Origin of the sequence: Paludibacterium flexuosum (genome assembly GCF_037076605.1) — a bacterium.
In the GTDB taxonomy this organism is placed as follows: domain Bacteria; phylum Pseudomonadota; class Gammaproteobacteria; order Burkholderiales; family Chromobacteriaceae; genus Paludibacterium.
Window position 1 is genome coordinate 2,756,253 of the sequence record NZ_AP029060.1, and the last position, 22,218, is coordinate 2,778,470.

Here is a 22,218-nt window from a genome sequence, read left to right on the forward strand (position 1 = left end):
TCAGCGGGTCCCTAGCGGTAATTGTTCAGAATGCGCTCGTACTCGCCATTGCCCTGAATGATCTTCAGCCCCTGATTGAAGGTCTCGCACAGTGACTGGCTGCGACAGGCCAGCTGATACGTGGTGGGCGGGAACAAATGGAAGATGTCGACCGGTTGCGGTTTTTCGTGAAATTGCAGCGCCTGTTTGCGATCCATCCACTGAAAAATGCGCCGGTCGCTCACCACCACATCGATGGCGCCGCGATAGAGCAGGCGGTTCTGGTTGATCTGATCGGCGGTCTCGGCATAGTGCGGATTGCGCCAGGCCAGGGCACGGAACTCGCTGCCCAGATAATGGGTGGCATTGGGAAATGCCAGGATATTCAGTCCTTCCAGATCATGGATCTGTGCCAGCTTCAGCTGACGCTGCTTCAGCGCGATGGCCACATCCTCGTAAGCGACATAGGTATTGGAGAAAAAGGCATGCACGCCAGACTGGCGTCCCAGCGTGGCGACTGCCTCGATCTCGCTTTGCTCCAGCGCACTGGGCAGCCTGGGCTGAGACAGATACTGCGGCGTGACCGCAATGCCCCGGGCGGCAAACGCGGCACGGATGATATCCACCTCGATGCCATTATTGCTGTCCACCATCACATAAGGCTCAAGCGACTCGCCGAAGGCCACCCGAATGGCCGTGCCGGCACCCGCCGGCAGGCAGGTCCCCAGCCACAGCCACGAGCAGAGAAGAGCACGCACCGCAGACCGCATGAATGAGCTCCCGATTCGTTCTTCACTTCATCATAGAACAAGCCATCATGCCTGCGAGGGCAAGGAAATGCTATATGGATTTATTGGGAAGATAATTTATTTATTTGAACTTTCGAACACTGCATAAGTTTTGCAGGCGGGCTGCAACACCTGCCAGACCCCTTCAAAACCTGCCGGAATCACGAAGTGGTCACCGGCATGCAGTTCGATACTGTGCCCCAGATGATCGGTCAGGCGGACATGCCCTTCCAGCAGGGTGCAGAACTCATGCTCCGAGTATTTGACGCGCCAGCTGCCCAGCCCGCCGCGCCAGATGCCGGCATGAAACTGACCACTCGGATCCGAATAGTGATGGGCGACTTGTTGCTGGCAGGCCCCTTCGATGCGACGATCATCTGCCGCGGTGAATGACTCTTCAGCAACAGCATGCCGCTGGAACACAATGATGTCTTTGGTCTGTTTCATGCGATGGTCCCTGTCTGTTTAATTGTTTAAACAGATTGTCATGGTTTATGACGAACTGCAAGCAGGGAGAACGGTGGCCAATCAGCCCAGAGCGACCCTGGCCCGACCGGCCTCCTTGGCCTGATACAGCGCCTTGTCGGCACGTGACAGCAGGGTATCGAAGCGGCGGTCTTCCGCCGTAAGTGTGGCCACCCCGATCGAGCAGGAAAAATGAATGCGTTCCTGGTATTCCGGCACCGGGACCGCCATGTCGAGAATGCGCGCCAGCAGACGCTGTGCGACCTCTCCCGCCTCGGCCAGCGGGGTGTGCGGCAACAGAATGGCAAACTCCTCCCCGCCCAGTCGCCCCATCAGGTCTTCCTTGCGCAACAGCGGCGCCGATTCGCGGCACAGCGTGCGCAGCACATCGTCGCCCGTCGAATGACCATAGCGGTCATTGATGGCCTTGAAATGATCCAGATCCAGCATCAGCACCGACAAAGGCTGTGGATAACGCCGCGCGCGGGCAACCTCCTTTTCCAGCGCCTGCAGGAAATTGCCCCGGTTGGCGATGCCGGTCAGGCTGTCGAGCCGGGCCTCGCGCAACAACGCGGCCTCCAGTTTCTTGCGTTCCGTCACGTCGCGTGCCGAGGCCCAGATCAGCGACTGACCATCAATCTGCACCGCCGTGGTGGTGATTTCGGCATCCCACAGTGAGCCGTCGACATGGCGCATGGTGGTTTGCAGGATCAGCGGCTGTTCACGGTGATTCTGCAGCAGTTTGAGCACCTTCGACTGATCCAGATTGGCCGACCAGTCCCAGATGCGCGTACCCTGAATCGCCTCACTGCTGCTGGCCCCGATCTGCTTGAGAAAACCGTCGCTGACTTCCAGAAAATTGCCCTGCCGGTCCAGCACCACCGTGCCGTCGGCACCATGCCGCAACAGCATCTGGTAGTGCTCACTCTTCAGCCGCAGCGCCTCCATCGTCTCGTGGTGCAGCAGCAACTGGCCGGTGAGATCGCTGACGCGGTCGATCATGGCAAAGTCTTCTTGCCCAGGCACGCAGGGATGAGGGTGATAAATGGCAAAGGCCCCCAGCAGGCGCTCGCCGCTCAGAATCGGCTGCGACCAGCAACTGCCGAGCGCATATTGCACCGCCAGCTCACGAAAATTGACCCAGTAAGGATGCTGCGAGAGATCGCTGGCGATCACCCGCTGGTGTGAGTAGGCGGCACTGCCGCAAGAGCCGACCCCCGGTCCGATCGCCACCCCCTCGATGGCGGCCAGATAGCCGGCCGGCAGACTGGGGGCCGAGAGCAGATGCAGATGCTTCCCCTGGCGATCCGGCGCCATGATCGAGCACATCACCCCGGGATGCTCGGCCTCAATCCCCTGCAGCAGCGTATCCAGCACCGTCACCAGCGGTGTATTGGCGCTGGCCAGATGCAATACCCGATTATGCAGCGCCAGCTGATGTTCGGCGGCTTGCAGACGGTTTTCCTGCTGCATGTGCCGCAACTCTGCCCCCAGACGCACACACAGCTCGGTCAGCAGGGTTTGCAGCCAGTCGGGCAGCGCAGTGGCGCCGGCAAAACCGAGGAACAGATGCCCGTCGCACAGACCCTCGGCATTCAGCAGCGGAAAACCATGATAGCTGTCGCACCCCTCGACCTGGCCCTGAGGGAAGGACGCGGCTAGACCGCTGACCAGCGCCAGCGGCTGACCGCGATAGACCAGCTCGCAGGGACGCCCGGCCAGCAGAAAACTGTCGCCATTGGCCGGACTGGCCGCCACCACCCGTACCCGCGTCACCGGTTGATCGATGGCGCGCGTCACCATCACCCGCTGCGCCTGCAGCGTCTGCGCCAGCCATGGCACCACCGTGCGCAGATAATCAGCCCCAACCGGCGCATAGCTGATACGCCACAGCGCTTGCTGCAGCGTCGACGGATTCAGGGCGTCGATGACAGTTTGCATGCTCGTTCACTATCGTTAATTCATACCAATTTATAGCTCGAAATGACCTTGGAATCATGTAGAAATGGATCAGGTTCCCACCCCGGAGACAGCGGCAGGCGATCCAGATCAAATGCAGGGCGCATCACGGCGCCAGCGCCGTCAGCACGGCGTTAGAATCCGCCCATGACCCCTTGAAAGCCGTGCCTCATGTCCCATCCTGTGTCGCCCCACAGCACCACCTATTACATGGGCTTTACCCATCAACAGTGCGAATACCTGCCCTGCCACCAGGGCGTGAAGCAGGAGTTCAACTGCCTGTTCTGCTACTGTCCGCTGGTCAACCTGCAATGTCCCGGCCCCTTCCGCATCTACCATGACCGTCAGGGTGTCGGTCGCAAGGATTGCAGCGATTGCAAACTGCCGCACAACGGCTATGCCCGCTCCTGGCAACTGATGCAGAAATGGTTGCAAGACCCGCAACCCTGGGACGGATTGCCGCGCGACAGCAAATCCTGAACGATGCTGATGTAATATGACTGGGTGATCACACTCATTCTCCGGAGGCCGCATGTCCCTGAACATCCGCCCGGCGCACATCGAAGACGCCGCCCTGATTCTCGGTTTCATCCGCGAACTGGCCATCTACGAAAAAGCCGAACATGAAGTCGTGGCCACCCAGGCCGACATCGAACGCACGCTGTTCGCCCACGATGGTCCGGCCCATGCGCTGATCGTCGAGTCGGACGGTATCCACATCGGCTTTGCCGTCTACTTCTACAGCTACTCCACCTGGCTGGGACGCAAGGGGCTGTATCTGGAAGATCTGTACATCTCGCCCGCCCACCGCGGCAATGGCGCCGGCAAGCAAGTGCTGCGCTATCTGGCGCAACTGGCCGTGTCGCAGCGGTGCGGGCGTTTCGAGTGGAGTGTGCTGGACTGGAACGAACCGGCGATCCGCTTTTACCAATCCATCGGTGCCGCACCACAGGATGAATGGGTCCGCTACCGCATGGCCGGGGATGGCCTGAAGCGCTTTGCCCTGGGAGAGGAATGAGGCATGGCCAGCGTCACCCATCTGCAGGACAACACCTTTCTGGCCCGTGACCGCCATGGCCACGCCGTGCTGATCGATGCCGACGCCCATGGCGCCCCCTGTCCCACCGAACTGCTGGTGATGGCCCTGGGGGCCTGCTGCAGCACCGATCTGGTCAACGGCTTGCGCGAGGCGGGCGGGCAGGTCGAGTCCTGTCAGCTGACCACGCACGAAACCCTGCGCGAGGCCGAGCCAAGGATCTACACCGACATCGAACTGGTCTTCGACATCCGCGCGCAGGGGGTGGACGAGGCGCTGGTCAGCCAGGTGCTGGCGGCGGCACTGCAGCGGCAGTGCCATGTCTGCCTGATGCTCGGCGGCAGCATCCGCCTGAGCACCCGCTTTACCCTCAACGCCGGCTGATCCGACCGTTCAGGGCTGCCGCTCGTCGGCCAGCAGCCCGTACTTCAGATCGTCATACCACTGATCGTGCAGCCGGAATTGCGCCCGCAGCCGGCCTTCCAGCCGGAAACCCAGCTTTTCCAGCAAACGCGCCGAGGCCTGATTGCCGCCGGTGACCGTGGCCGATACCTTGTGGACGCCACAGTCGTCGAAGGCAAACTGCACCACCCGGCGCGTGGCCTCCCGCGCCAGCCCCTGGCCCTGGCTGTCCGGCATGAACATATAGCCCAGCTCGGCCGGACCCTGCGGCGCGAACTCCAGCCGGAAGCCATGCAGGCCGATCGGCTCGCCGCTGTCGCGCAGGCGTACCACCAGCGTCAGCCATTGTCCGCAAGACGGTTGCCAGAGCGGCACCCGCTCCGCCAGGCGCCGATCGCACTCCGCATCATCACGCACGGCATCGATATAGTGCATGACCTGCGGCAGGCGGTTGATCCGCAGATAAAAATCCCGGTCCTGCAGGCTGATCTGCCGCATGACCAGGCGCTCGGTGACCAGTTCTATGGGGTCCATCTTGTCTCCTGATGATTTAAGACCCGCGCGCCAGACGGTCAATCACGCTGACGCCACGGCGAATAGCCTGCTCGGCCACCCCGGCATAGCCAATCACCAGCCCCGGGGCAGGCGGCGTGCCGCGATAGTGCCGGCCCAGCCCGGCCAGCCAGATTCCCTGTGCCGCGGCCTGACGACACAGCGCCGCCTCGTCCAGTCCGGCCGGCAGGGTGGCCAGCAAATGCATGCCGGCATGACCGGACGACCATTGCCACTCACTGGCGACCGTTTCCGCCACCGCCCGGCGCAGCACCAGCTGGCGCTCCTGATAAAGCTCGCGCATGCGGCGGATGTGCCGGGCGAACAGACCACTGTCGATAAATTCGGCCAGTGCGCCCTGCAGCGGGTAGTGGCCTTCCGGACACAGCCGGGTATTGGCGGCGCGAAAGGCATCGACCAGCCCGGGCGGCACCACCAGATAGCCGGTCCGCAGACCCGGATACATCACCTTGCTCAGCGTGCCGAGATAGATCACCCGCTGGTCACTGGCCAGTCCCTGCAGCGCCGGCAGCGGTGCTGAGCTATAACGAAACTCACTGTCATAGTCATCCTCGATGACCCAGGCGCCGTGCTGCTGGGCATGGGCCAGCAGGCTCAACCGCCGCGCCAGCGGCATGGTGACCCCGCAGGGATACTGATATGACGGTGTGGTATAGATCAGGCGCGGAGCACGCGGGTCGTCAATCTGCTGCGGATTGAGCCCGTGCGCATCGACCGGCGCGGCCACACTGCTCAGACCCGCCATCTCGAAAGCCGCCCGCGCCCCCTGGTAGCCAGGCTCCTCCAGCCAGACCACCTCGCCGGGACTGGCCAGCAGCAGCGCACACAATGACAGCGAATGCTGCGTGCCATGGGTGATCAGAATCTGCTCCGGGGAGCAGTGCACCGCGCGTGACATTTGCAGATAGTCGGCCAGGGCACGTCGCAGCGCCAGCAGACCGCCGCCGGCCTGATAGTTCAGATCCTGCAAGGGGGTCAGCCGCTGGTGGCGTGCCAGCAACTGCTGCCATTGCCGGTGTGGAAACGCCCGCATCTCCGGGATGCAGGGCACAAACGCACCCTGATAGTCATCCTCGCGCAGCGTCAGCGCCGCCAGCGACTGCCCGCGGGCCGACAGGCCGGGATGATGGCTGGCAGGGCGGGGCGCCAGGGCAGGGGCCTGGAACAGCGAACTGACAAACGTGCCGGCGCCATGACGCGTTTCCAGATAGCCCTCGGCCAGCAGCTGCTCATAAGCATCCAGCACCGTATTGCGACCGAGTTGCAGACTGCGCGCCAGATCACGGCTGGCCGGCAAACGGCTGTCGGCCGTCAGCTTGCCCTCGCTGATCCATTGTCGCAGCCAGCGTGCCAATTGACGTGCCAGCCCCTCCTTGCTCTGGCGCTGCAGCACGGTGGCCAGCGCCTCACTGATCCAGGCAGACTGCAAAGTGGCTCCCTCCGGCAATGTCATGGTGGCTCTTCTACAGAACCTGTACAGATTTATATCATGACTACATGGAGAACTGGCTGACAATCTATCGGGAGAAAACCATGATGACGCAAATCGCTTTTTACCAGGCCAAGCTGGCTTACGAGACCGACAGCTGGGATGTGTTCGAATCCCTGCAGCGCGGCGAACCGTTGTTGCTGATCGATGGCCGCTCGCCCGAGGCCTTTGCCCGCGAAAGCATCCCGGGCGCCCTCAACCTGCCCCATCGCCGCATCAGCGCCGAAACCACCGCCCAACTGCCGCGCGACCATCTGCTGGTCGCCTTCTGCGATGGCATCGGTTGCAATGGCTCCACCCGTACCGCCCTCAAACTGGCTGAGCTGGGATTCCGGGTCAAGGAACTGCAGGGCGGCATCGACTGGTGGAAGCGGGATGGTTATGCCACCACCGCCACCCCTGGCCGTCAGGTTCAATGCGGTTGCGAGGGTTGAGCATGCGCTACGACGATCTGGGGCGCCCGCTGGGCGAAGAAGTCCCCGGCTGGCAGGGGGCACAGTCACCCGAGCGGCTTACCCTGTCGGGCCGGTTATGCCGGCTCGAACCCTTCCGCGTGGCGCAGCATGGTGCCGGACTGCGTGCCGCCCTGGCGCCGGATCTTGCCGGCTGGGCCTATCTGACCCCGCCGCCACAGAGCGATGCCGAATGGGATCAATGGTTGCAGGGCTGTGAACAAAGCCAGGACCCGCTGCGTTTTGCCATCATTGAGCAGGCCAGCAACCAGGTGGTCGGTACCGCATCCTATCTGCGCATCAACCCGCCTGATGGCTCTATCGAAGTCGGCTGGCTGCACTTTTCGCCACAGATGAAGCGACAGCCGATCGCCACCGAGGCCATGTATCTGATGATGCGCCAGGCCTTTGCCTGGGGGTACCGCCGCTACGAATGGAAGTGCAATCAGCTCAACGCCGCCTCAATGCGGGCGGCCGAACGACTGGGCTTCACCTACGAAGGGACCTTCCGCCAGGCTCGGGTCAATTGGGGCCTCAATCGCGATACCGCCTGGTTCAGCCTGCTGGACCACGAATGGCCGGCCGTCCGCGCCGCACTGGAAGCCTGGCTGGCACCTGACAATTTTGCTGCCGACGGCCAGCAGCGCCGCCGCTTGCAGAGCCTGCGCTGACACCTCGCCAAAGAAAAAGCCGGAAGCAAATGCTTCCGGCTTTTTTGTCTGTGCAGACGTTGATCAGGCGTGGATGCCGGCCAGTTCGGCGGTATCGCGCGCGATCATGCACTCTTCATTGGTGTTGACCACCACGGCGACCGGGCTGCCGGCCGCGGTGATCACCCCGGCCTTGCCACGGATGGCGGCTTCATTGGCGGCTTCGTCGATCTTGAAGCCGAAGATGCTCAGGTGAGCCAGGGTCTTGGCACGCAGCAGCGAAGAGTTCTCGCCGATCCCGCCGGTGAAGACCAGGGCATCCAGACGCTGCAGCGAGGTGGCCAGACCACCGACCAGACGGGCCAGGCGATGCGCGAACATGTCCAGCGCCAGGATGGCGTCTGCGTTACCTGCCGCAGCCGCTTCTTCCAGCGCGCGACAGTCGCTCGACACACCGGAAATGCCCAGCAGGCCACTCTGCTTGTTCAGCAGCGTATCGATGCCGTCGAGATCCAGGTTTTCGCGGCGGGCGATGTAGGTGACGGCAGCCGGGTCGATGTCACCGGAACGGGTGCCCATGATCAGGCCTTCCAGCGGGGTCATACCCATGGTGGTGTCGACACACTGGCCGTTGCGCACCGCGGTGGCCGAGGCGCCATTGCCCAGGTGGCAGATGATGATGCCGTGTTCGGCCGGATCCAGATCCAGCACGCGGATGGTTTCACCGGTCACATAGCGGCAGCTGGTGCCGTGCATGCCGTAGCGGCGCACGTGATAGTCGGTGTAGAAGCGCTTGGCGACGGCGTAGCGATAGACCGCCGGCTGCATGGTCTGATGGAAGGCGGTATCGAACACCACCACCTGCTTCAGTTGCGGGAAGGCCTTCTGGGCCGCGCGGATACCGACCAGGTGACCCGGGTTATGCAGCGGAGCCAGTTCACAGCATTCCTCGATCCCGGCCAGCACTTCTTCGGTGACCAGCGCCGAAGCGGTGAAGCGCTCGCCGCCATGCACGATGCGGTGGCCGATCGCGGCCACCTTGGACAGCAGATCACGTTCCGCCAGGTAGCGGGTCAGCACTTCCATGGCTTCGGCATGACGACCGCCATTCAGGCTTTGCGTCGACTTGCCTTCTTCGCCCTTGATGATGATGCGCGAATCTTCCAACCCCAGGCATTCGGCCAGGCCGGACAGGATCGGATCGGTCGAGCCGACCGGTTGCAGGGCAAACTTCAGCGAGGAGCTGCCGCAGTTGATGACCAGAATCAGTGGAGTAGCCGTCGTCATTTTTAGGTACCTACGAAGCGTTGAGTTGGGTGATCAGAGTGGAATCAACAGGGCTCAGGTGACTTTCAGTCCCTGAGCTGCAAACAGTGCCCGGGCCCTGGCGATCTGCTCGGCCGTCGGTACCGGTGTATCTTTCAGTTCATAGTTCATGCCGAGCTGCGCCCATTTGTCCATGCCCAACTGGTGGAACGGCAGCACTTCAACGCGCTCGACCGTCGGCCCCAGATCGGCGACAAAGCGCGCCAGACGCTCGATATCGGCGTCGCCATCGGTCAGGCCGGGCACCAGCACATAGCGGATCCACATCTTCTTGCCCAGGCGCTGCAGGCGGCGGGCAAAATCCAGGGTCGGCTGCAGCGGCTGGCCGGTCAGCGCCTGATAGCGCTCCGGGTCGCTGTGCTTGATGTCGAGCATGACCAGATCGACATTTTCCAGCCAGGCATCATCGATGTTCTCGTGCAGGAAGCCCTGGGTATCCAGTGCCGTGTGCAGACCGAACTGCTGCTTGATGGCCGTGAACAGGGCGCCGACGAACTCGGCCTGCATCAGTGGCTCGCCACCGGAAACCGTCACGCCGCCGGCGAACTTGAGGAATTTGGCATACGGTGCCACTTCCGCCAGAGCCTGCTCCACCGTGACCTGGCGCCCATGATGCAGCTTCCAGGTGTCGGGATTATGGCAATACAGGCAGCGGAACTGACAGCCGGAGGTAAAGAAGACGAAGCGCATGCCCGGTCCATCGACACCGGCACCGCTTTCGGTCGAATGCAAATAGCCGATGGGCGGCGTTGGGGAGGATGTACTCATGACAGCTTCCGAAACAGACGTCTATGACAAAAAGCCGGGGCAGGAAGCCCCGGCCATCTACAACAATATTACATCTTGGCGTGGAAAGTGCGGTTGATCACATCCAGCTGCTGCTCGCGCGTCAGCTTGATGAAGTTCACCGCATAGCCGGACACGCGGATGGTCAGCTGCGGATACAGCTCCGGATGTTCCATCGCGTCGAGCAGGGTTTCACGCTTGAACACGTTCACGTTCACATGGAAGCCACCGGCAGCGGTGAAGCCGTCCAGGCAGTTCGACATGTTGGCAATGCGTTCTTCTGCCGTGTGACCCAGTGCATCCGGGGTTGCCGAAGCGGTCCAGCTGATGCCGTCCAGCGCAGCTTCGTACGGCAGCTTGGCCACCGAAGCACCTGCCGCCACAAAGCCCTTCACGTCACGACCGTTCATCGGGTTGGCACCCGGCGCAAACGGTTCGCCGGCGCGGCGGCCGCACGGGGTGTTACCGGTCTTCTTGCCATACACCACGTTGGAGGTGATGGTCAGTACCGACTGGGTCGGCATGGCATTGCGATAGAAGTACGGTTGCGCCTTGATCTTGTTCATGAAGGTTTCGGTCAGCCATACCGCGATGCTGTCCGCACGGTCATCGTTGTTGCCGTAGGCCGGATACTCGCCTTCGATCTTGTAATCGACGGCCAGGCCATCTTCGTTGCGGATGATGTGAACCTTGGCATGCTTCACGGCCGAGATCGAGTCGGCAGCCACCGACAGACCGGCGATACCGCAGGCCATGGTGCGCAGGATGTCGCGGTCATGCAGCGCCATCTCGATACGCTCGTAAGCGTACTTGTCGTGCATGTAATGAATGCAGTTCAGCGCCTTGACGTAGGTGGCGGCCAGCCAGTCCATCATCAGGTCGAACTTCGGCATCAGTTCTTCATAGGTCAGCACATCGCCCTTGATCGGTTCGAAACCGCGGGCAACCACGGCGCCGGACTTCTCGTCCACCCCACCGTTGATGGCGTACAGCATGGCCTTGGCCAGGTTGGCACGGGCACCGAAGAACTGCATCTGCTTGCCGATACGCATGGCCGACACGCAGCAGGCGATACCGTAGTCATCACCCCAGTGCGGGCGCATCAGATCGTCGTTTTCGTACTGGATCGAGCTGGTGTCGATCGAGACCTTGGAGCAGAAGTCCTTGAAGCCTTGCGGCAGCTCGGTCGACCACAGCACGGTCAGGTTCGGCTCCGGTGCCGGGCCCAGGTTGTACAGGGTGTTCAGGAAACGGAAGCTGCTCTTCGAGACCAGCGGACGGCCATCTTCGCCCATGCCGCCGATACTTTCGGTCACCCAGGTCGGATCGCCGGAGAACAGTTGATCGTATTCCGGGGTACGCAGGAAGCGCACGATACGCAGCTTGATCACCAGATCATCGATCATTTCCTGCGCTTGCTGTTCGGTGAGGACACCGGCTTCCAGGTCACGCTGGATGTAAACGTCGAGGAAGGTCGACACGCGGCCGAACGACATGGCGGCACCGTTTTGCTCCTTGACGGCAGCCAGGTAGGCGAAATACACCCACTGGATGGCTTCGCGGGCATTGGCAGCCGGGCGGCCGATGTCATAGCCGTACTTGGCGGCCATTTCCTTCAGCTCTTCCAGGGCGCGGAATTGTTCCGACAGCTCTTCGCGCTGACGCAGGATGTCGTCATTGAAGACGGCGTCGTTCAGTTCCTTGAACAGGCGCTGACGATCCGACTTCAGGAAGTCGATGCCGTACAGGGCAACACGGCGATAGTCGCCGATGATACGGCCGCGGCCATAGGCATCCGGCAGACCGGTGATCACGCCCGACTTGCGGCAAGCCATGATTTCCGGGGTGTAGACATCAAACACCCCCTGGTTGTGGCTCTTGCGATGGTGAGTCCAGATGTCCTTGATGATCGGGTCGAGATGGAAGCCGAAAGCTTCCAGACCGTTTTCGACCATGCGCAGACCGCCGTTCGGCATGATGGCGCGCTTGAGCGGGGCATCGGTCTGCAGACCGACGATCAGTTCGCTTTGCTGGTCAATGTAGCCAGCGTCATGTGCCGTGATGCTGGAGGCGCGGTCAGCCGAAACATCCAGCACGCCGCGTGCACGTTCTTCCTTCAGCAACTCACCCAGCTTGTCCCACAGCGCCTTGGTGCGCTCGGTGGCCGGAGCCAGGAAATCGGCATTGCCTTCATACGGGGTGTAGTTGAGTTGAATGAAGTTACGTACGTCGACCGAAGTCTGCCAGTTGCCAGAGACAAAACTGTGCCAGGGGTCGGCGTCAATCGCGTTGCGAGTCAGGGCTTCCATTACCGCCTCCAATTTCGATTTCGAAACAAAATGTCATCTTACGAACTCAATATAAATTCGAAAACGAACATTGTGTTTGATTTGGGTCAAGCAAATGCCAAGCGTGTGGCATTTCTTGTGAGATCCGAACACGGATTTTCGTTTGTGCTGGCCGGGTCGGCCAGGCATGAACATATTGAAATGACAGGGTTTATGTCGCTTTTGGTGATATCGATCCATCGGAACGGACACCAGAAAAGGCGCCATGTTCGATTCGTCCTCCGGGGGCGATGTATCGTGCAAAAACGCGACAGGAAATTGTGCAATGCGACAACCCGCCATGGCCAAATTCTCGCCGATTTCGGCTTTGTAAGGCGAGGGATATTTCGTTTTTATTCGATTTCGAACTTTGACGGCGGCGCGAATACAACATGCCACGACAAACTATGCGTCATGAACATAGGGTCATACTCTACAAGTTGCGAATTTATATAGTGTTTTTTGCTGCGCTTGCAGCACTTTTATAGTTTGATAACCGTCAAAAGACACTTTGATAATTGCATTCGTTTGTGAACGTACTGGCTAGAATGACGCCAAGCTTTGAAGTAAAGATTTCCCCATGCACCGGGACAATCAGCGATAAGGCACGGCAGCCATTCTGACCGACAGGAGCGAAGATTCCGCGGCAGGGCTGTGACAGGGAGTGACTTCGCTCAGGAGAGGACAAGCATGTCCCGTACGACAACACAGACGCTGACCCCCGCCCGGTCCCGACGCGCCGCTGGCGCATGGACACGCCATGACACCACTTGGATGCTGGGCCTGTACGGCACCGCCATTGGTGCCGGCACCCTGTTTCTGCCCATCAATGCCGGCATCGGCGGCTTGTGGCCATTGCTCTTCATGTGCCTGCTGGCCCTGCCACTGACCTATTTCGCCCACCGCGGCCTGAGCCGCTTCGTGCTGTCCGGCTCGACCCGCGACGGCGACATCACCGAAGTGGTGGAAGAACACTTCGGCCTGACCGCCGGCAAGCTGATCACCCTGCTGTACTTCTTCGCCATCTACCCGATCCTGCTGGTCTACAGTGTGGCCATCACCAATACCGTACTGTCCTTCCTCAACCACCAGCTGGGCATCGATGTCGGCAGCGGCCTGGCCACCCGCGCCGTGTTCTCGCTGGCACTGATCCTCGGCCTGATGTCGGTCGTGCGCCTGGGGGGCGCCTTCATCGTCAAGGCCATGAGCATCCTGGTCTACCCCTTTGTCTGCGCGCTGATGCTGCTGGCCCTCTATCTGATCCCGAACTGGAGCACTGCCGTCATCACCCAGTCCGGCAGCCTGGGCGATGCCCTCGGCCATGGCAGCTTCTGGCACACCCTGTGGCTGGTGATCCCGGTGATGGTGTTCTCCTTCAACCACTCGCCGATCATCTCGTCCTTCGCCGTCGACCAGAAACGCCTGCACCCCGACAACCCGGATGCCGCCGCCAACCGCACCCTGCTGCGCGCCCACCTGCTGATGGTGCTGTCGGTCATGCTGTTCGTGTTCAGCTGCGTCTTCAGCCTGACCCCGGCCGACCTGATGATGGCCAAGGAACAGAATATTTCCATCCTGTCCTACCTGGCCAACCACTTCCAGAATCCGATGATCGCCTGGATGGCCCCGCTGATCGCCATGATTGCCATCAGCAAGTCCTTCCTCGGCCATTATCTCGGCGCCAAGGAGGGCATGAACGGCCTGATGCTCAAGGCCCTGCGTCAGCGTGGCAAGACGGTGTCACCGGCCCGGCTCGATCGTTACACCGCCATCTTCATGATCATCACCTGCTGGGCCGTGGCGACCTTCAACCCCAGCATACTCGGCATGATCGAGACCCTGGGCGGCCCGGTGATTGCCCTGCTGCTGTTCCTGATGCCGATGTACGCCATCCACAAGGTACCGGCCATGCGCCGTTACGCCGGCCAGCCCAGTAACGTTTTTGTGGTGGTGATCGGACTGATCGCCATCTCGGCTATTTTTTACAAACTGTTTGTCTGAGTCCGGCAGCCCCGTCCAGCCGGACGGGGGCCGGCGAGTCATTAAAGGATCCGCATCATGTTCAGCATGGTAGACATCTACAAGATTGGCGTCGGCCCCTCCAGCTCTCATACGGTTGGCCCGATGAAAGCCGGCTTCGAATTTCTGGCGGCATTGCGTGCCACCGGACGCTTCGCCGACATCACCCGACTGCATGTCGAATGCCATGGCTCGCTGGCACTGACCGGCAAGGGGCACTGCACCGACAGCGCCATCATCATGGGTCTGACCGGCAGCCTGCCGGAAAACGTCGACATCGACAGCATCCCGCGCGTGGTGGCCGAAGTCGGTCGCACCGGCTCGATGCTGCTCGGCCCGGAACAACGCCGTGTCAACTTTGCGCTCGACTTCATCCCCGACAATCTGCCGCTGCACGAAAACGGCATGCAGATCCATGCCTTTGCCGGTGACAGCAAGGTCCTGTCCAAGACCTACTACTCTATCGGCGGCGGCTTCATCGTCGAGGCCGAGCACTTCAACCAGAGCCTGTGCAGCAGCATCCAGGTGCCGCACCACTTCCACAACGCCCAGGAAATGATCGACATGTGCAATGCCAGCGGCCTGTCGATTGCCGCCCTGGTGATGGAAAACGAACTGGCCGTGCACAGCGAGGCCGAGCTGCGTGCGCACTTCCGCCATGTCTGGCAAGTGATGGAAAGCAGCATGGAGCGCGGCATGCGCACCGAAGGCAATATGCCCGGCCCGATGCATATCCCGCGTCGTGCCCCGTCGCTGTACCGCATGCTGGGCAGCAACCTCAATCTGGCCAACGACCCGATGAGCGTGCTCGACTGGGTCAATATGTACGCCATGGCCATGGCCGAAGAAAACGCGGCCGGCGGCCGCGTGGTGACCGCGCCGACCAACGGCGCCTGCGGGGTGGTGCCGGCCGTGCTGGCCTACTACAACCGCTTCATCACCCCGCTGGATGAAGACAGTGCCCTGCGCTACTTCCTCTCCTCCGGCGCCATCGGCTGCCTGTTCAAGCTCAACGCCTCCATCTCCGGCGCCGAAGTCGGCTGCCAGGGCGAAATCGGCGTGGCCTGCTCGATGGCCGCCGCCGGTCTGACTGAACTGATGGGCGGCAGCCCGGAACAGGTCGGCATGGCGGCAGAAATCGCCATGGAGCACAACCTGGGCCTGACCTGCGACCCGGTCGGCGGTCAGGTGCAGATCCCCTGCGTCGAACGCAATGCCATTGCCGCCGTCAAGGCCATCAATGCTGCGCGCATGGCCCTGCATCGCTCCAGCCGTCCCAAGGTCTCGCTCGACAAGGTGATTGCCGCCATGTACGAAACCGGCAAGGACATGAACTCGAAATACCGCGAAACCTCCTGCGGTGGCCTGGCCCGCCAGCTGGTGCCGGACGAGATGATCATCCCGATCCAGCCTGTACGCGAACCGGCTGCCGTTTGAGTCAGCCCCCACAAAACCCCGGGCCAAAGCTCGGGGTTTTGCTTTGTTGACACATCAGACCATTGGTATAGTCGATTATCATTCTCGATCGCCAGGCCTGATATGTCGCTACCTGATGCCGCTTCACCCGGCCCGTCGCTGGGCGCCTTCACCCTCTCGATCCCCATCGCCATGGGCTATGTCCCCCTCGGCATGGTGTATGGCTTCCTGTTCGTCAAAGCCGGTGCCGCCTGGTGGCTGGCCACCCTGGCCAGCGTGCTGGTGTTTGCCGGTGCGGCCCAGTACATGGCCATCCCCCTGCTGGCCGCCGGCGTGCCGATCAGCACCCTGGCCTTTGCCACCCTGGTGATCAATCTGCGCCACCTCTTCTACGGCCTGTCGCTGCTGGACCACATGCCGCGCGGACGTGCGGCTCGCGCCTATCTGGCCTGGGCGCTGACCGACGAGACCTACTCGGTACTGACCAGCCTGCCGGCCCGCACCGCCGATCGCAAACTGGTTGGCATCGCCCTGCTCAACCATGGCTGGTGGGTGCTGGGTGCCACCCTGGGCGCACTGATCGGAGCCCGGGCGCAGATCAGCCTCAAGGGGCTGGACTTCACTGTGGCCGCGCTGTTTGCCATGCTGGCCATCGAGCAATGGCGCTCGACCCGTCAACCGCTGCCCATCCTCTGTGCCGTCGCCAGTTATGCCCTGGCGCAGTGGTGGCTGCCGGCACAGGCACTGGCCGTGGCTATCGGCCTGTGCCTGCTGGCCGCCGTCGTGCAAGCCGAACTCGCCACCCGCAGGAGTGCCGCATGATCGACCCGAGCTACGCTGTTCCCGCCATTCTCGCCATGGGGCTGGTGACCTTTGCCCTGCGCGCCTTGCCCTTTGTCGCCGCACCACTGCTGCGCCGTTACCCGGAGATCGACCGCCTCGGCCGCTTCCTGCCGCCGGCCATCATGACCCTGCTGGTGCTGCATACCCTGCACGGCAGCGCCCACGACAACCCGCAATCCGGCCCCTGGGCGGAAATCGTCTCGGCGGCGCTGGTGATGGTGGTGCAGTACCGCTGGAAGCATCCCTTGCTGAGCATTGCGGCGGGGACGGTGCTGTATGTGGTGTGGCGCAATCTGGGGTGAGGGAGGGGGGGGGGCTGACCGCGCTTGCTTGCTTGTCTGTCGGGGGCTTGGGTAGTGTGCTGTCTGCGGCGTTCGCCGTAACGGGCGCGGGCCCTTGGGTGTCGGAAGCACCCCCGGGCCCGCTAACCACACACACTGACAAGGAGTCTGTATGGCTGCGTATGATGGTAATTCACCCCTGGTCTATCCACCAAGTCGTCAGCAACGCGATCTGCAGTTGTTGCAGCTGGTTTCCCGGCTTTGCCCCCCGCGTGACAGCCTGCCCGAGCAGGGCCTGTGCCGTCTGATTGTCGATAGCCGCCTGGCCTGGGCGGTCGAGGCGATCGACGGTCAGTCGTCATGGCTGTATCTGCCCAGTGCAGCGCGGGCACGGCAGGTGGCGGGTTGTACGATTCTCTCGCTGGATTAACCACTGTTCTCGGAGGCCGGGGGCCGCAAGGTCCCCGGAGGGGTTGCTTGTAACGGCTTTGTTGCACAAATCAGGGCCCGAGTCGGCGGAGTAGAATGACGGCATGAGCCAGCCCACCCCGCCAAAGTACAAAACCACCAACTGGAAAGCCTACAACGCAGCGCTCAAAGCGCGCGATTCATTGATGATCTGGCTGGACCGCGACATGAGCTGGCACGGTAGCCTGCTCGGCAAGCGCGGCCGTACGCAAACCTTCAGCGATGCCGCCATTCATTTCTCCTGACGATCAAATACCTGTTTAATCTTGCACTCCGCCAAGCGGTGGGCATGTTGCAAAGCTTGCTCAGGCTGGCAGGGCTGGATTGGCCAACGCCGCCCAGATCAGCCACAGCGGCCAGACCGGGCGCGGGGATAACGACAACTGGCGTCATGATCAGCGCGTCCTGAATCTGGGCGGCAGCGATTGACCTCCTCCTGCCATCGCCGCACACATCGCGAAAAAACGGGGGCCGGTAGAACACCGGCCCCCGTGGCGTTGAACGCGAGTGGTTGATTCGCCTCAGGCGCGGGCAGCGGCCTCTTGCTGTTGCAGACGAACCACCTTCGGATCACGGGCCAGCAGTTGCTTCCACTTGCCCAGTGCCGAGATCAGGATCACCACACCCAGCGCCAGCATGATGGCCGAGATGGTGGCGTTGAACACGCTGTAGCCCTTGGCGGCCGGGTTCAGATACACATGGCTGATCATCCAGTAGCCGGCGTAGTTGACCGTGACGTACAGGTAGGCCAGCGGGACCAGGCAGGTCAGCATGTAGCCGCGGTTGTGCGACAGACGCAGGATGATGGTGGCACCGATGATCAGGCCGATCGAGGCCATCAGCTGGTTTGATACCCCGAACAGTGCCCATACCGAGTTGATGTCACCCGACATCAGCAGATAGCCCCACAGGGCGCAGGCCAGCACGCTGGCGCCGATGGCACCGGGCATCCAGTCAATCTTCTTCAGCGGGGCGTAGAAATCGCCGCCGAAGTCCTGAATCAGATAACGCGCTACACGGGTACCGGAGTCGACCGCGGTCAGGATGAATACCGCTTCGAACATCACCACGAACTGGAAGAAGTACGAGGCCAGCTTGGAGAACCACGGAATGCTGGTGAAGATCGACGACATGCCGACGGCCAGCGTGACTGCACCACCGGTACGGCCGGTCAGATCCAGGCCGATTTCCTGGCTCAGGCGCGGCAGGTCAACCACTTGCATGCCCAGGTGCGAGAAGGCAGCCGGGGTGGCGTTGATGGCGAAGTAGTCGGCCGGGTGCAGCGACGTGGCGGCGATCAGGGCCATCACACCGACGACGCATTCGGCCAGCATGGCGCCAAAGCCGACCGGCAGCAGGTCCTTCCAGTTATCCACCAGCTTGGGGGTGGTACCGGAGCCGATGAAGGCGTGGAAACCCGAGATGGCACCGCAGGCGATGGTGATCGAGATGAACGGCCAGACCGGACCGCTGATCACCGGGCCACCACCGTGGATGAACTGGGTCAGGGCCGGGAACTGGATGGTCGGGTTGATGAACACCACCCCCACCACCAGGGCGCCGAAAACACCGATCTTCATGAAGCTCGACAGGTAGCCGCGCGGGGTCAGCAGCATCCACACCGGCAGGGCGGTGGCGAAGAAGGCGTAGATCGGCAGGGCCAGCGACACGGTCTGGGCATGCAGCGTCAGCCAGTCACCCAGCAGCGTCCCCTGAATATGCGGGCCGATCAGCACACAGGCCAGGATGGCAGCGATGCCGACATAGGTGGCGATCTTGCTGCTGCCGAAGAACTTCTCGTACAGGCCGAGGCAGATGGCGATCGGAATGGTCATGAACACCGCAAAGGTGCCCCAGGCATTACGTTCCAGCGCGTGGACCACCACCATCGACAGACCGGCCATGGTAATGGTGATGATGAACAGCATGGCCAGACCGGTGCACCAGCCGGCCACCGGGCCGAGTTCGCTCTTGGCCACTTCCGACAGCGACTTGCCCTGATGCTTCATCGAGGCAAACAGCACCACGGTGTCGTGCACGGCCCCGCCGATGACGGCGCCGATCAGCAGCCAGAGGAAGCCCGGCAGGTAGCCGAACTGGGCGGCCAGGACCGGGCCGACCAGCGGGCCGGCAGCGGCGATGGCCGCGAAGTGCTGGCCGAAGTTGACCCACTTCTTGGTCGGGACATAGTTCTTGCCGTCTTCCAGCAGATGGGACGGCGTGGCTTGATTGTTTTCACAACCCAGCACCTTGCGCGTGAAGAACACACCGTAGAAACGGTAGCAGATGGCAAGGATGCAGAGGGTCGCGATGACGAAGGTAATCGCGTGATTCATGATCGGTCTCCCTGGATGATCTCAGGGGTCACTGTAAGACGATCAAAATCCAGCTCAAGCAGTTCCTGACCAAGCGGTCATCGCCCGGGGCTGAGCGGTCGGATTCGGCAGCCAAGCGGTTTCAGTCGGCGATGCCGACGCGCTGCTTGAGCGGCTTGAGATAGCGGCGGCTGACCGGGACCAGATGGCCGTTGCGCGCCAGAATATCCGCTGCCCCGGCCTCGCCCAGGCGGATTTCCGCGACGGCATCCAGGTTGACCAGATACTGGCGGTGACAGCGCACCAGCGGCGATTTCTCTTCCAGTGTGCGCAGGGTCAGTTCGGTAAAGTGCTCCTGGCCGGCATGGTCGACCACGAACACCCCGCTGACGCGCGAGCCGACGTATTCGATGTCCGGCAGCTTGAGCAGCAGGATCTTGCCGGCCCCCTGGCAGGGGACATAGCTCAGGGTTTGTCCCGGGGTCAGCAGGTTGAGCGGCTGGTGCGAGCCTTGCTCGCGCCGCAGTCGTTCAAGGGTCTTGGCCAGTCGCGCCGGTTCGGCCGGCTTGAGCAGGTAGTCGAAGGCATTTTCCTCGAAGGCTTTCAGGGCGTACTCATCGTAGGCGGTGAGGAACACGATGTGCGGCATGTGCTCCGGGTCGAGCATGGCCAGCATCTCCAGCCCGCTGATGCGCGGCATCTGGATGTCGAGGAACACCACATCCGGCTTGAGGCGGTGAATGGCGGCAATGGCCTCGATGGCGTTGCTGCACTCGCCCATGACCGTGATGTCTGGCGCCTGGTCCAGCAGCAGGCGCAGTTCCTCGCGCGCCAGCGGTTCATCGTCCACGATCAGCACGTTCATGCCACAGCCTCCCTCTGCAAGGGCAAGTGAATATCCACACGGGTGGTGCGGTCTGGCTCGCACTGTACCGACAGCCCGTAACGTTCGCCAAAGCGCGCCTTGATACGCCGGTCGACCAGGTTCATGCCCAGACCGTCCTTGCTGATGCTGGGTTTGTACAGGCCGGCGTTGTCCTCGACCCAGATCAGCAGGCCGTCGTCCTGCAGGGCCGAGCCGATTTCGATTCGCCCCTGACCCAGCAGCTGGGCGGTGCCGTGCTTGACGGCATTCTCGACAATCGGCTGCAGCGAGAAGGCCGGCAGCAGGCTGTTGAGTGTGTCCGGTTCGAAGACAAAGACTACCTGCAGCTTGTCGGCAAAACGGGCCTGCTGGATTTTCAGGTAGGCATTGACGTGCTCGATTTCGTCGGCCAGCGTCACTTCCTCGGTCTGACGCTTGAGGTTTTTGCGGAAGAAGGTCGACAGGTGCTGGACCAGTTGCCGCGCCTGCTCCGGGTCGCGCCGGATCACTGCCGACAGGGTGTTGAGGGCGTTGAACAGGAAGTGTGGGTTGACCTGGGCATGCAGCAGCTTGAGTTCGGTCTGCGCCAGCAGCTGGTGCTGGGCATCGAAGCGACCGGCCAGGATCTGGGTCGACAGCAGGCGGGCGATGCCTTCGCCCAGAGTCAGGTTGATCGCCGAGATCAGTTTGTTCTTGGGCTCATACAGCTTGATCGTGCCGATGACGCGATCGCTCTCGCCCCGCAACGGAATCACCAGGGTGGAGCCCAGCCGGCAGTGTGGCGAGATCGAGCACTGGTAGGGGGTTTCCGCGCCGTCGGCAAACACCACGCGGTTTTCGCTGATGGCGCGGTGGGTATGCGGTGAGGTGATGGGCTGGCCGGTCAGGTGGTGGTCGTCGCCGATGCCGATGAAGGCCAGCAGCTTGTCGCGGTCGGTGATGGCCACAGCGCCGACGCCCAGTTCTTCGTAGATGATGCGTGCCACCCGCAGGCTGTTTTCGGCATTGAAGCCCTGGCGCAGCACGCCCTCGGCGCGCGCGGCGATCTTCAGTGCCTTGCTGGAGAAGCTGCTGGAGTATTTTTCGATGATCACCCGGCGGTCGAGCAAAATGCGCATGAACATGCCGGCACCCAGCGAGTTGGCAATGGTCATGGGCAGGGCGATGTGCTTGACCAGGTCGAGGGCGGCGGCAAAGGGATGGGCCAGCAGCAGGATGATCAGCATCTGCATGATTTCGGCGCAGAAGGCGGTACCGGCCACCACCAGCGGGTTAAACAGGCGCTCGCGCTGGCCGCGCCGGTTCAGATAGCTGTGCACCATCCCGCCCAGCAGGCCTTCGGCGACGGTGGAGACCATGCAGGCAAAGGCCGAGAAGCCGCCGAGGGTGTAGCGGTGGATGCCGCCGGTCAGGCCGACGGCAAAGCCGACCAGCGGTCCGCCCATGATGCCGCCCAGTACGGCGCCGGTGGCGCGGGTGTTGGCAATCGAATCGTTGATGTGAAAGCCGAAGTAGGTGCCCATGATGCAGAAGGCGGAGAACACCAGGTAGCACACCACCTTGTAGGGCAGGCGGAAGGTGCCGGCCGCCAGTGGCGCGAACAGGGGGGTCTTGCTCATCAGGTAGGCAATGACCAGATAGACGCACATCTGCTGCATCAGCAGCAGGATCTCGGTGAGTTGATAAGCGATCATGCCGACGATGGGGTCTTCCATTGGGGGTAGCTCATGTCGTCATGGTAGCACCGAATGCCCATACAGCAGATGTGGATGGAGGTTG

21 protein-coding genes and 1 pseudogene are annotated in these 22,218 nt (G+C 62.0%); 11 read left to right on the forward strand and 11 right to left on the reverse strand.

Annotated features, from left to right (window positions below; all coding sequences use genetic code 11):
• Window positions 1-11: 11 nt before the first annotated feature.
• The 3 genes from AACH39_RS13105 to AACH39_RS13115 form a co-directional block, all read right to left on the reverse strand.
• On the reverse strand, window positions 12-749 hold the full coding sequence (locus AACH39_RS13105; RefSeq protein WP_215778891.1) for a transporter substrate-binding domain-containing protein: 738 nt from the start codon (window positions 747-749) through the stop codon (window positions 12-14).
• 96 nt (window positions 750-845) lie between these two features.
• A complete protein-coding gene (locus AACH39_RS13110; RefSeq protein ID WP_215778887.1) occupies window positions 846-1,214 on the reverse strand; it encodes a cupin domain-containing protein in 369 nt (122 codons plus the stop codon).
• A gap of 81 nt (window positions 1,215-1,295) precedes the next feature.
• A complete protein-coding gene (locus AACH39_RS13115; protein WP_338620297.1) occupies window positions 1,296-3,173 on the reverse strand; it encodes a diguanylate cyclase in 1,878 nt (625 codons plus the stop codon).
• A 189-nt stretch (window positions 3,174-3,362) separates the two neighbouring features.
• On the opposite strand from AACH39_RS13115, the gene AACH39_RS13120 reads away from it, so the two are divergent.
• The 3 genes from AACH39_RS13120 to AACH39_RS13130 are packed head-to-tail and all read left to right on the forward strand — an operon-like array spanning window position 3,363 to window position 4,611.
• Window positions 3,363-3,671 carry a cysteine-rich small domain-containing protein gene (locus AACH39_RS13120; protein WP_215778883.1) on the forward strand — a complete coding sequence of 103 codons (309 nt, stop codon included), beginning with the start codon at window positions 3,363-3,365 and terminating at the stop codon, window positions 3,669-3,671.
• 52 nt (window positions 3,672-3,723) lie between these two features.
• Complete coding sequence (locus AACH39_RS13125; RefSeq protein ID WP_215778880.1) at window positions 3,724-4,209, forward strand: GNAT family N-acetyltransferase; 486 nt, start codon at window positions 3,724-3,726, stop codon at window positions 4,207-4,209.
• A 3-nt stretch (window positions 4,210-4,212) separates the two neighbouring features.
• Window positions 4,213-4,611 (forward strand): OsmC family protein, encoded by a 399-nt coding sequence (locus AACH39_RS13130; RefSeq protein ID WP_338620299.1) that lies wholly within the window; start codon window positions 4,213-4,215, stop codon window positions 4,609-4,611.
• Between the two features lie 9 nt (window positions 4,612-4,620).
• On the opposite strand, the gene AACH39_RS13135 is transcribed toward AACH39_RS13130, so the two are convergent.
• Together AACH39_RS13135 and AACH39_RS13140 are read right to left on the reverse strand one after the other, a co-directional pair.
• Window positions 4,621-5,163 carry a GNAT family protein gene (locus AACH39_RS13135; protein ID WP_338620300.1) on the reverse strand — a complete coding sequence of 181 codons (543 nt, stop codon included), beginning with the start codon at window positions 5,161-5,163 and terminating at the stop codon, window positions 4,621-4,623.
• A gap of 16 nt (window positions 5,164-5,179) precedes the next feature.
• The gene (locus tag AACH39_RS13140; RefSeq protein ID WP_338620302.1) at window positions 5,180-6,655 is read right to left on the reverse strand and encodes a PLP-dependent aminotransferase family protein; all 1,476 of its coding nucleotides are present in this window, start codon (window positions 6,653-6,655) and stop codon (window positions 5,180-5,182) included.
• A gap of 80 nt (window positions 6,656-6,735) precedes the next feature.
• On the opposite strand from AACH39_RS13140, the gene AACH39_RS13145 reads away from it, so the two are divergent.
• Window positions 6,736-7,125 carry a rhodanese-like domain-containing protein gene (locus AACH39_RS13145; protein WP_215778873.1) on the forward strand — a complete coding sequence of 130 codons (390 nt, stop codon included), beginning with the start codon at window positions 6,736-6,738 and terminating at the stop codon, window positions 7,123-7,125.
• 2 nt (window positions 7,126-7,127) lie between these two features.
• Window positions 7,128-7,814 (forward strand): GNAT family protein, encoded by a 687-nt coding sequence (locus AACH39_RS13150; protein WP_215778870.1) that lies wholly within the window; start codon window positions 7,128-7,130, stop codon window positions 7,812-7,814.
• A gap of 63 nt (window positions 7,815-7,877) precedes the next feature.
• Here AACH39_RS13150 and AACH39_RS13155 read toward each other — a convergent pair whose 3' ends face one another.
• The 3 genes from AACH39_RS13155 to pflB form a co-directional block, all read right to left on the reverse strand.
• Entirely contained in the window at window positions 7,878-9,080 is a 1,203-nt protein-coding gene (locus tag AACH39_RS13155) for an acetate kinase (protein ID WP_215778868.1), read from the reverse strand.
• A gap of 54 nt (window positions 9,081-9,134) precedes the next feature.
• Complete coding sequence (gene pflA, locus AACH39_RS13160; RefSeq protein WP_215778866.1) at window positions 9,135-9,887, reverse strand: pyruvate formate-lyase-activating protein; 753 nt, start codon at window positions 9,885-9,887, stop codon at window positions 9,135-9,137.
• 68 nt (window positions 9,888-9,955) lie between these two features.
• Entirely contained in the window at window positions 9,956-12,214 is a 2,259-nt protein-coding gene (gene pflB, locus AACH39_RS13165; RefSeq protein WP_215778864.1) for a formate C-acetyltransferase, read from the reverse strand.
• A 708-nt stretch (window positions 12,215-12,922) separates the two neighbouring features.
• Between pflB and AACH39_RS13170 the strand changes: the two genes are divergently transcribed.
• The 6 genes and pseudogenes from AACH39_RS13170 to AACH39_RS13195 all read left to right on the forward strand — a co-directional run.
• Window positions 12,923-14,233, forward strand: a complete 1,311-nt coding sequence (locus AACH39_RS13170) for a serine/threonine transporter (protein WP_338620305.1) — start codon at window positions 12,923-12,925, stop codon at window positions 14,231-14,233.
• Window positions 14,234-14,290: 57 nt separating this feature from the next.
• Entirely contained in the window at window positions 14,291-15,688 is a 1,398-nt protein-coding gene (locus AACH39_RS13175; RefSeq protein WP_215778860.1) for an L-serine ammonia-lyase, read from the forward strand.
• A 102-nt stretch (window positions 15,689-15,790) separates the two neighbouring features.
• Window positions 15,791-16,489 carry an AzlC family ABC transporter permease gene (locus tag AACH39_RS13180; protein WP_338620307.1) on the forward strand — a complete coding sequence of 233 codons (699 nt, stop codon included), beginning with the start codon at window positions 15,791-15,793 and terminating at the stop codon, window positions 16,487-16,489.
• Window positions 16,486-16,812, forward strand: a complete 327-nt coding sequence (locus AACH39_RS13185) for an AzlD domain-containing protein (protein WP_338620309.1) — start codon at window positions 16,486-16,488, stop codon at window positions 16,810-16,812. Before AACH39_RS13180 ends, AACH39_RS13185 begins: the two co-directional genes overlap by 4 nt.
• 151 nt (window positions 16,813-16,963) lie before the next feature.
• A complete protein-coding gene (locus tag AACH39_RS13190; protein WP_215779199.1) occupies window positions 16,964-17,221 on the forward strand; it encodes a hypothetical protein in 258 nt (85 codons plus the stop codon).
• Between the two features lie 103 nt (window positions 17,222-17,324).
• Window positions 17,325-17,596: pseudogene (locus AACH39_RS13195) on the forward strand (transposase); the annotation flags it as partial.
• A gap of 184 nt (window positions 17,597-17,780) precedes the next feature.
• Here AACH39_RS13195 and AACH39_RS13200 read toward each other — a convergent pair.
• From AACH39_RS13200 to AACH39_RS13210, 3 genes are all read right to left on the reverse strand, one after another.
• The gene (locus AACH39_RS13200; protein WP_338620310.1) at window positions 17,781-19,595 is read right to left on the reverse strand and encodes a carbon starvation protein A; all 1,815 of its coding nucleotides are present in this window, start codon (window positions 19,593-19,595) and stop codon (window positions 17,781-17,783) included.
• A gap of 121 nt (window positions 19,596-19,716) precedes the next feature.
• On the reverse strand, window positions 19,717-20,439 hold the full coding sequence (btsR, locus tag AACH39_RS13205) for a two-component system response regulator BtsR (protein WP_338620311.1): 723 nt from the start codon (window positions 20,437-20,439) through the stop codon (window positions 19,717-19,719).
• Entirely contained in the window at window positions 20,436-22,154 is a 1,719-nt protein-coding gene (locus AACH39_RS13210; RefSeq protein ID WP_338620313.1) for a sensor histidine kinase, read from the reverse strand. Before AACH39_RS13210 ends, btsR begins: the two co-directional genes overlap by 4 nt.
• Window positions 22,155-22,218 lie beyond the last annotated feature (64 nt).

Excerpts from the sequence above, each read along its gene's own strand:
- AACH39_RS13105 (WP_215778891.1), bottom strand. The coding sequence starts at position 749 with ATGCGGTCTGCGGTGCGTGCTCTTCTCTGCTCGTGGCTGTGGCTGGGG.
- AACH39_RS13110 (WP_215778887.1), bottom strand. The coding sequence starts at position 1,214 with ATGAAACAGACCAAAGACATCATTGTGTTCCAGCGGCATGCTGTTGCT.
- AACH39_RS13115 (WP_338620297.1), bottom strand. The coding sequence starts at position 3,173 with ATGCAAACTGTCATCGACGCCCTGAATCCGTCGACGCTGCAGCAAGCG.
- AACH39_RS13120 (WP_215778883.1), top strand. The coding sequence starts at position 3,363 with ATGTCCCATCCTGTGTCGCCCCACAGCACCACCTATTACATGGGCTTT.
- AACH39_RS13125 (WP_215778880.1), top strand. The coding sequence starts at position 3,724 with ATGTCCCTGAACATCCGCCCGGCGCACATCGAAGACGCCGCCCTGATT.
- AACH39_RS13130 (WP_338620299.1), top strand. The coding sequence starts at position 4,213 with ATGGCCAGCGTCACCCATCTGCAGGACAACACCTTTCTGGCCCGTGAC.
- AACH39_RS13135 (WP_338620300.1), bottom strand. The coding sequence starts at position 5,163 with ATGGACCCCATAGAACTGGTCACCGAGCGCCTGGTCATGCGGCAGATC.
- AACH39_RS13140 (WP_338620302.1), bottom strand. The coding sequence starts at position 6,655 with ATGACATTGCCGGAGGGAGCCACTTTGCAGTCTGCCTGGATCAGTGAG.
- AACH39_RS13145 (WP_215778873.1), top strand. The coding sequence starts at position 6,736 with ATGATGACGCAAATCGCTTTTTACCAGGCCAAGCTGGCTTACGAGACC.
- AACH39_RS13150 (WP_215778870.1), top strand. The coding sequence starts at position 7,128 with ATGCGCTACGACGATCTGGGGCGCCCGCTGGGCGAAGAAGTCCCCGGC.
- AACH39_RS13155 (WP_215778868.1), bottom strand. The coding sequence starts at position 9,080 with ATGACGACGGCTACTCCACTGATTCTGGTCATCAACTGCGGCAGCTCC.
- pflA (WP_215778866.1), bottom strand. The coding sequence starts at position 9,887 with ATGAGTACATCCTCCCCAACGCCGCCCATCGGCTATTTGCATTCGACC.
- pflB (WP_215778864.1), bottom strand. The coding sequence starts at position 12,214 with ATGGAAGCCCTGACTCGCAACGCGATTGACGCCGACCCCTGGCACAGT.
- AACH39_RS13170 (WP_338620305.1), top strand. The coding sequence starts at position 12,923 with ATGTCCCGTACGACAACACAGACGCTGACCCCCGCCCGGTCCCGACGC.
- AACH39_RS13175 (WP_215778860.1), top strand. The coding sequence starts at position 14,291 with ATGTTCAGCATGGTAGACATCTACAAGATTGGCGTCGGCCCCTCCAGC.
- AACH39_RS13180 (WP_338620307.1), top strand. The coding sequence starts at position 15,791 with ATGTCGCTACCTGATGCCGCTTCACCCGGCCCGTCGCTGGGCGCCTTC.
- AACH39_RS13185 (WP_338620309.1), top strand. The coding sequence starts at position 16,486 with ATGATCGACCCGAGCTACGCTGTTCCCGCCATTCTCGCCATGGGGCTG.
- AACH39_RS13190 (WP_215779199.1), top strand. The coding sequence starts at position 16,964 with ATGGCTGCGTATGATGGTAATTCACCCCTGGTCTATCCACCAAGTCGT.
- AACH39_RS13200 (WP_338620310.1), bottom strand. The coding sequence starts at position 19,595 with ATGAATCACGCGATTACCTTCGTCATCGCGACCCTCTGCATCCTTGCC.
- btsR (WP_338620311.1), bottom strand. The coding sequence starts at position 20,439 with ATGAACGTGCTGATCGTGGACGATGAACCGCTGGCGCGCGAGGAACTG.
- AACH39_RS13210 (WP_338620313.1), bottom strand. The coding sequence starts at position 22,154 with ATGGAAGACCCCATCGTCGGCATGATCGCTTATCAACTCACCGAGATC.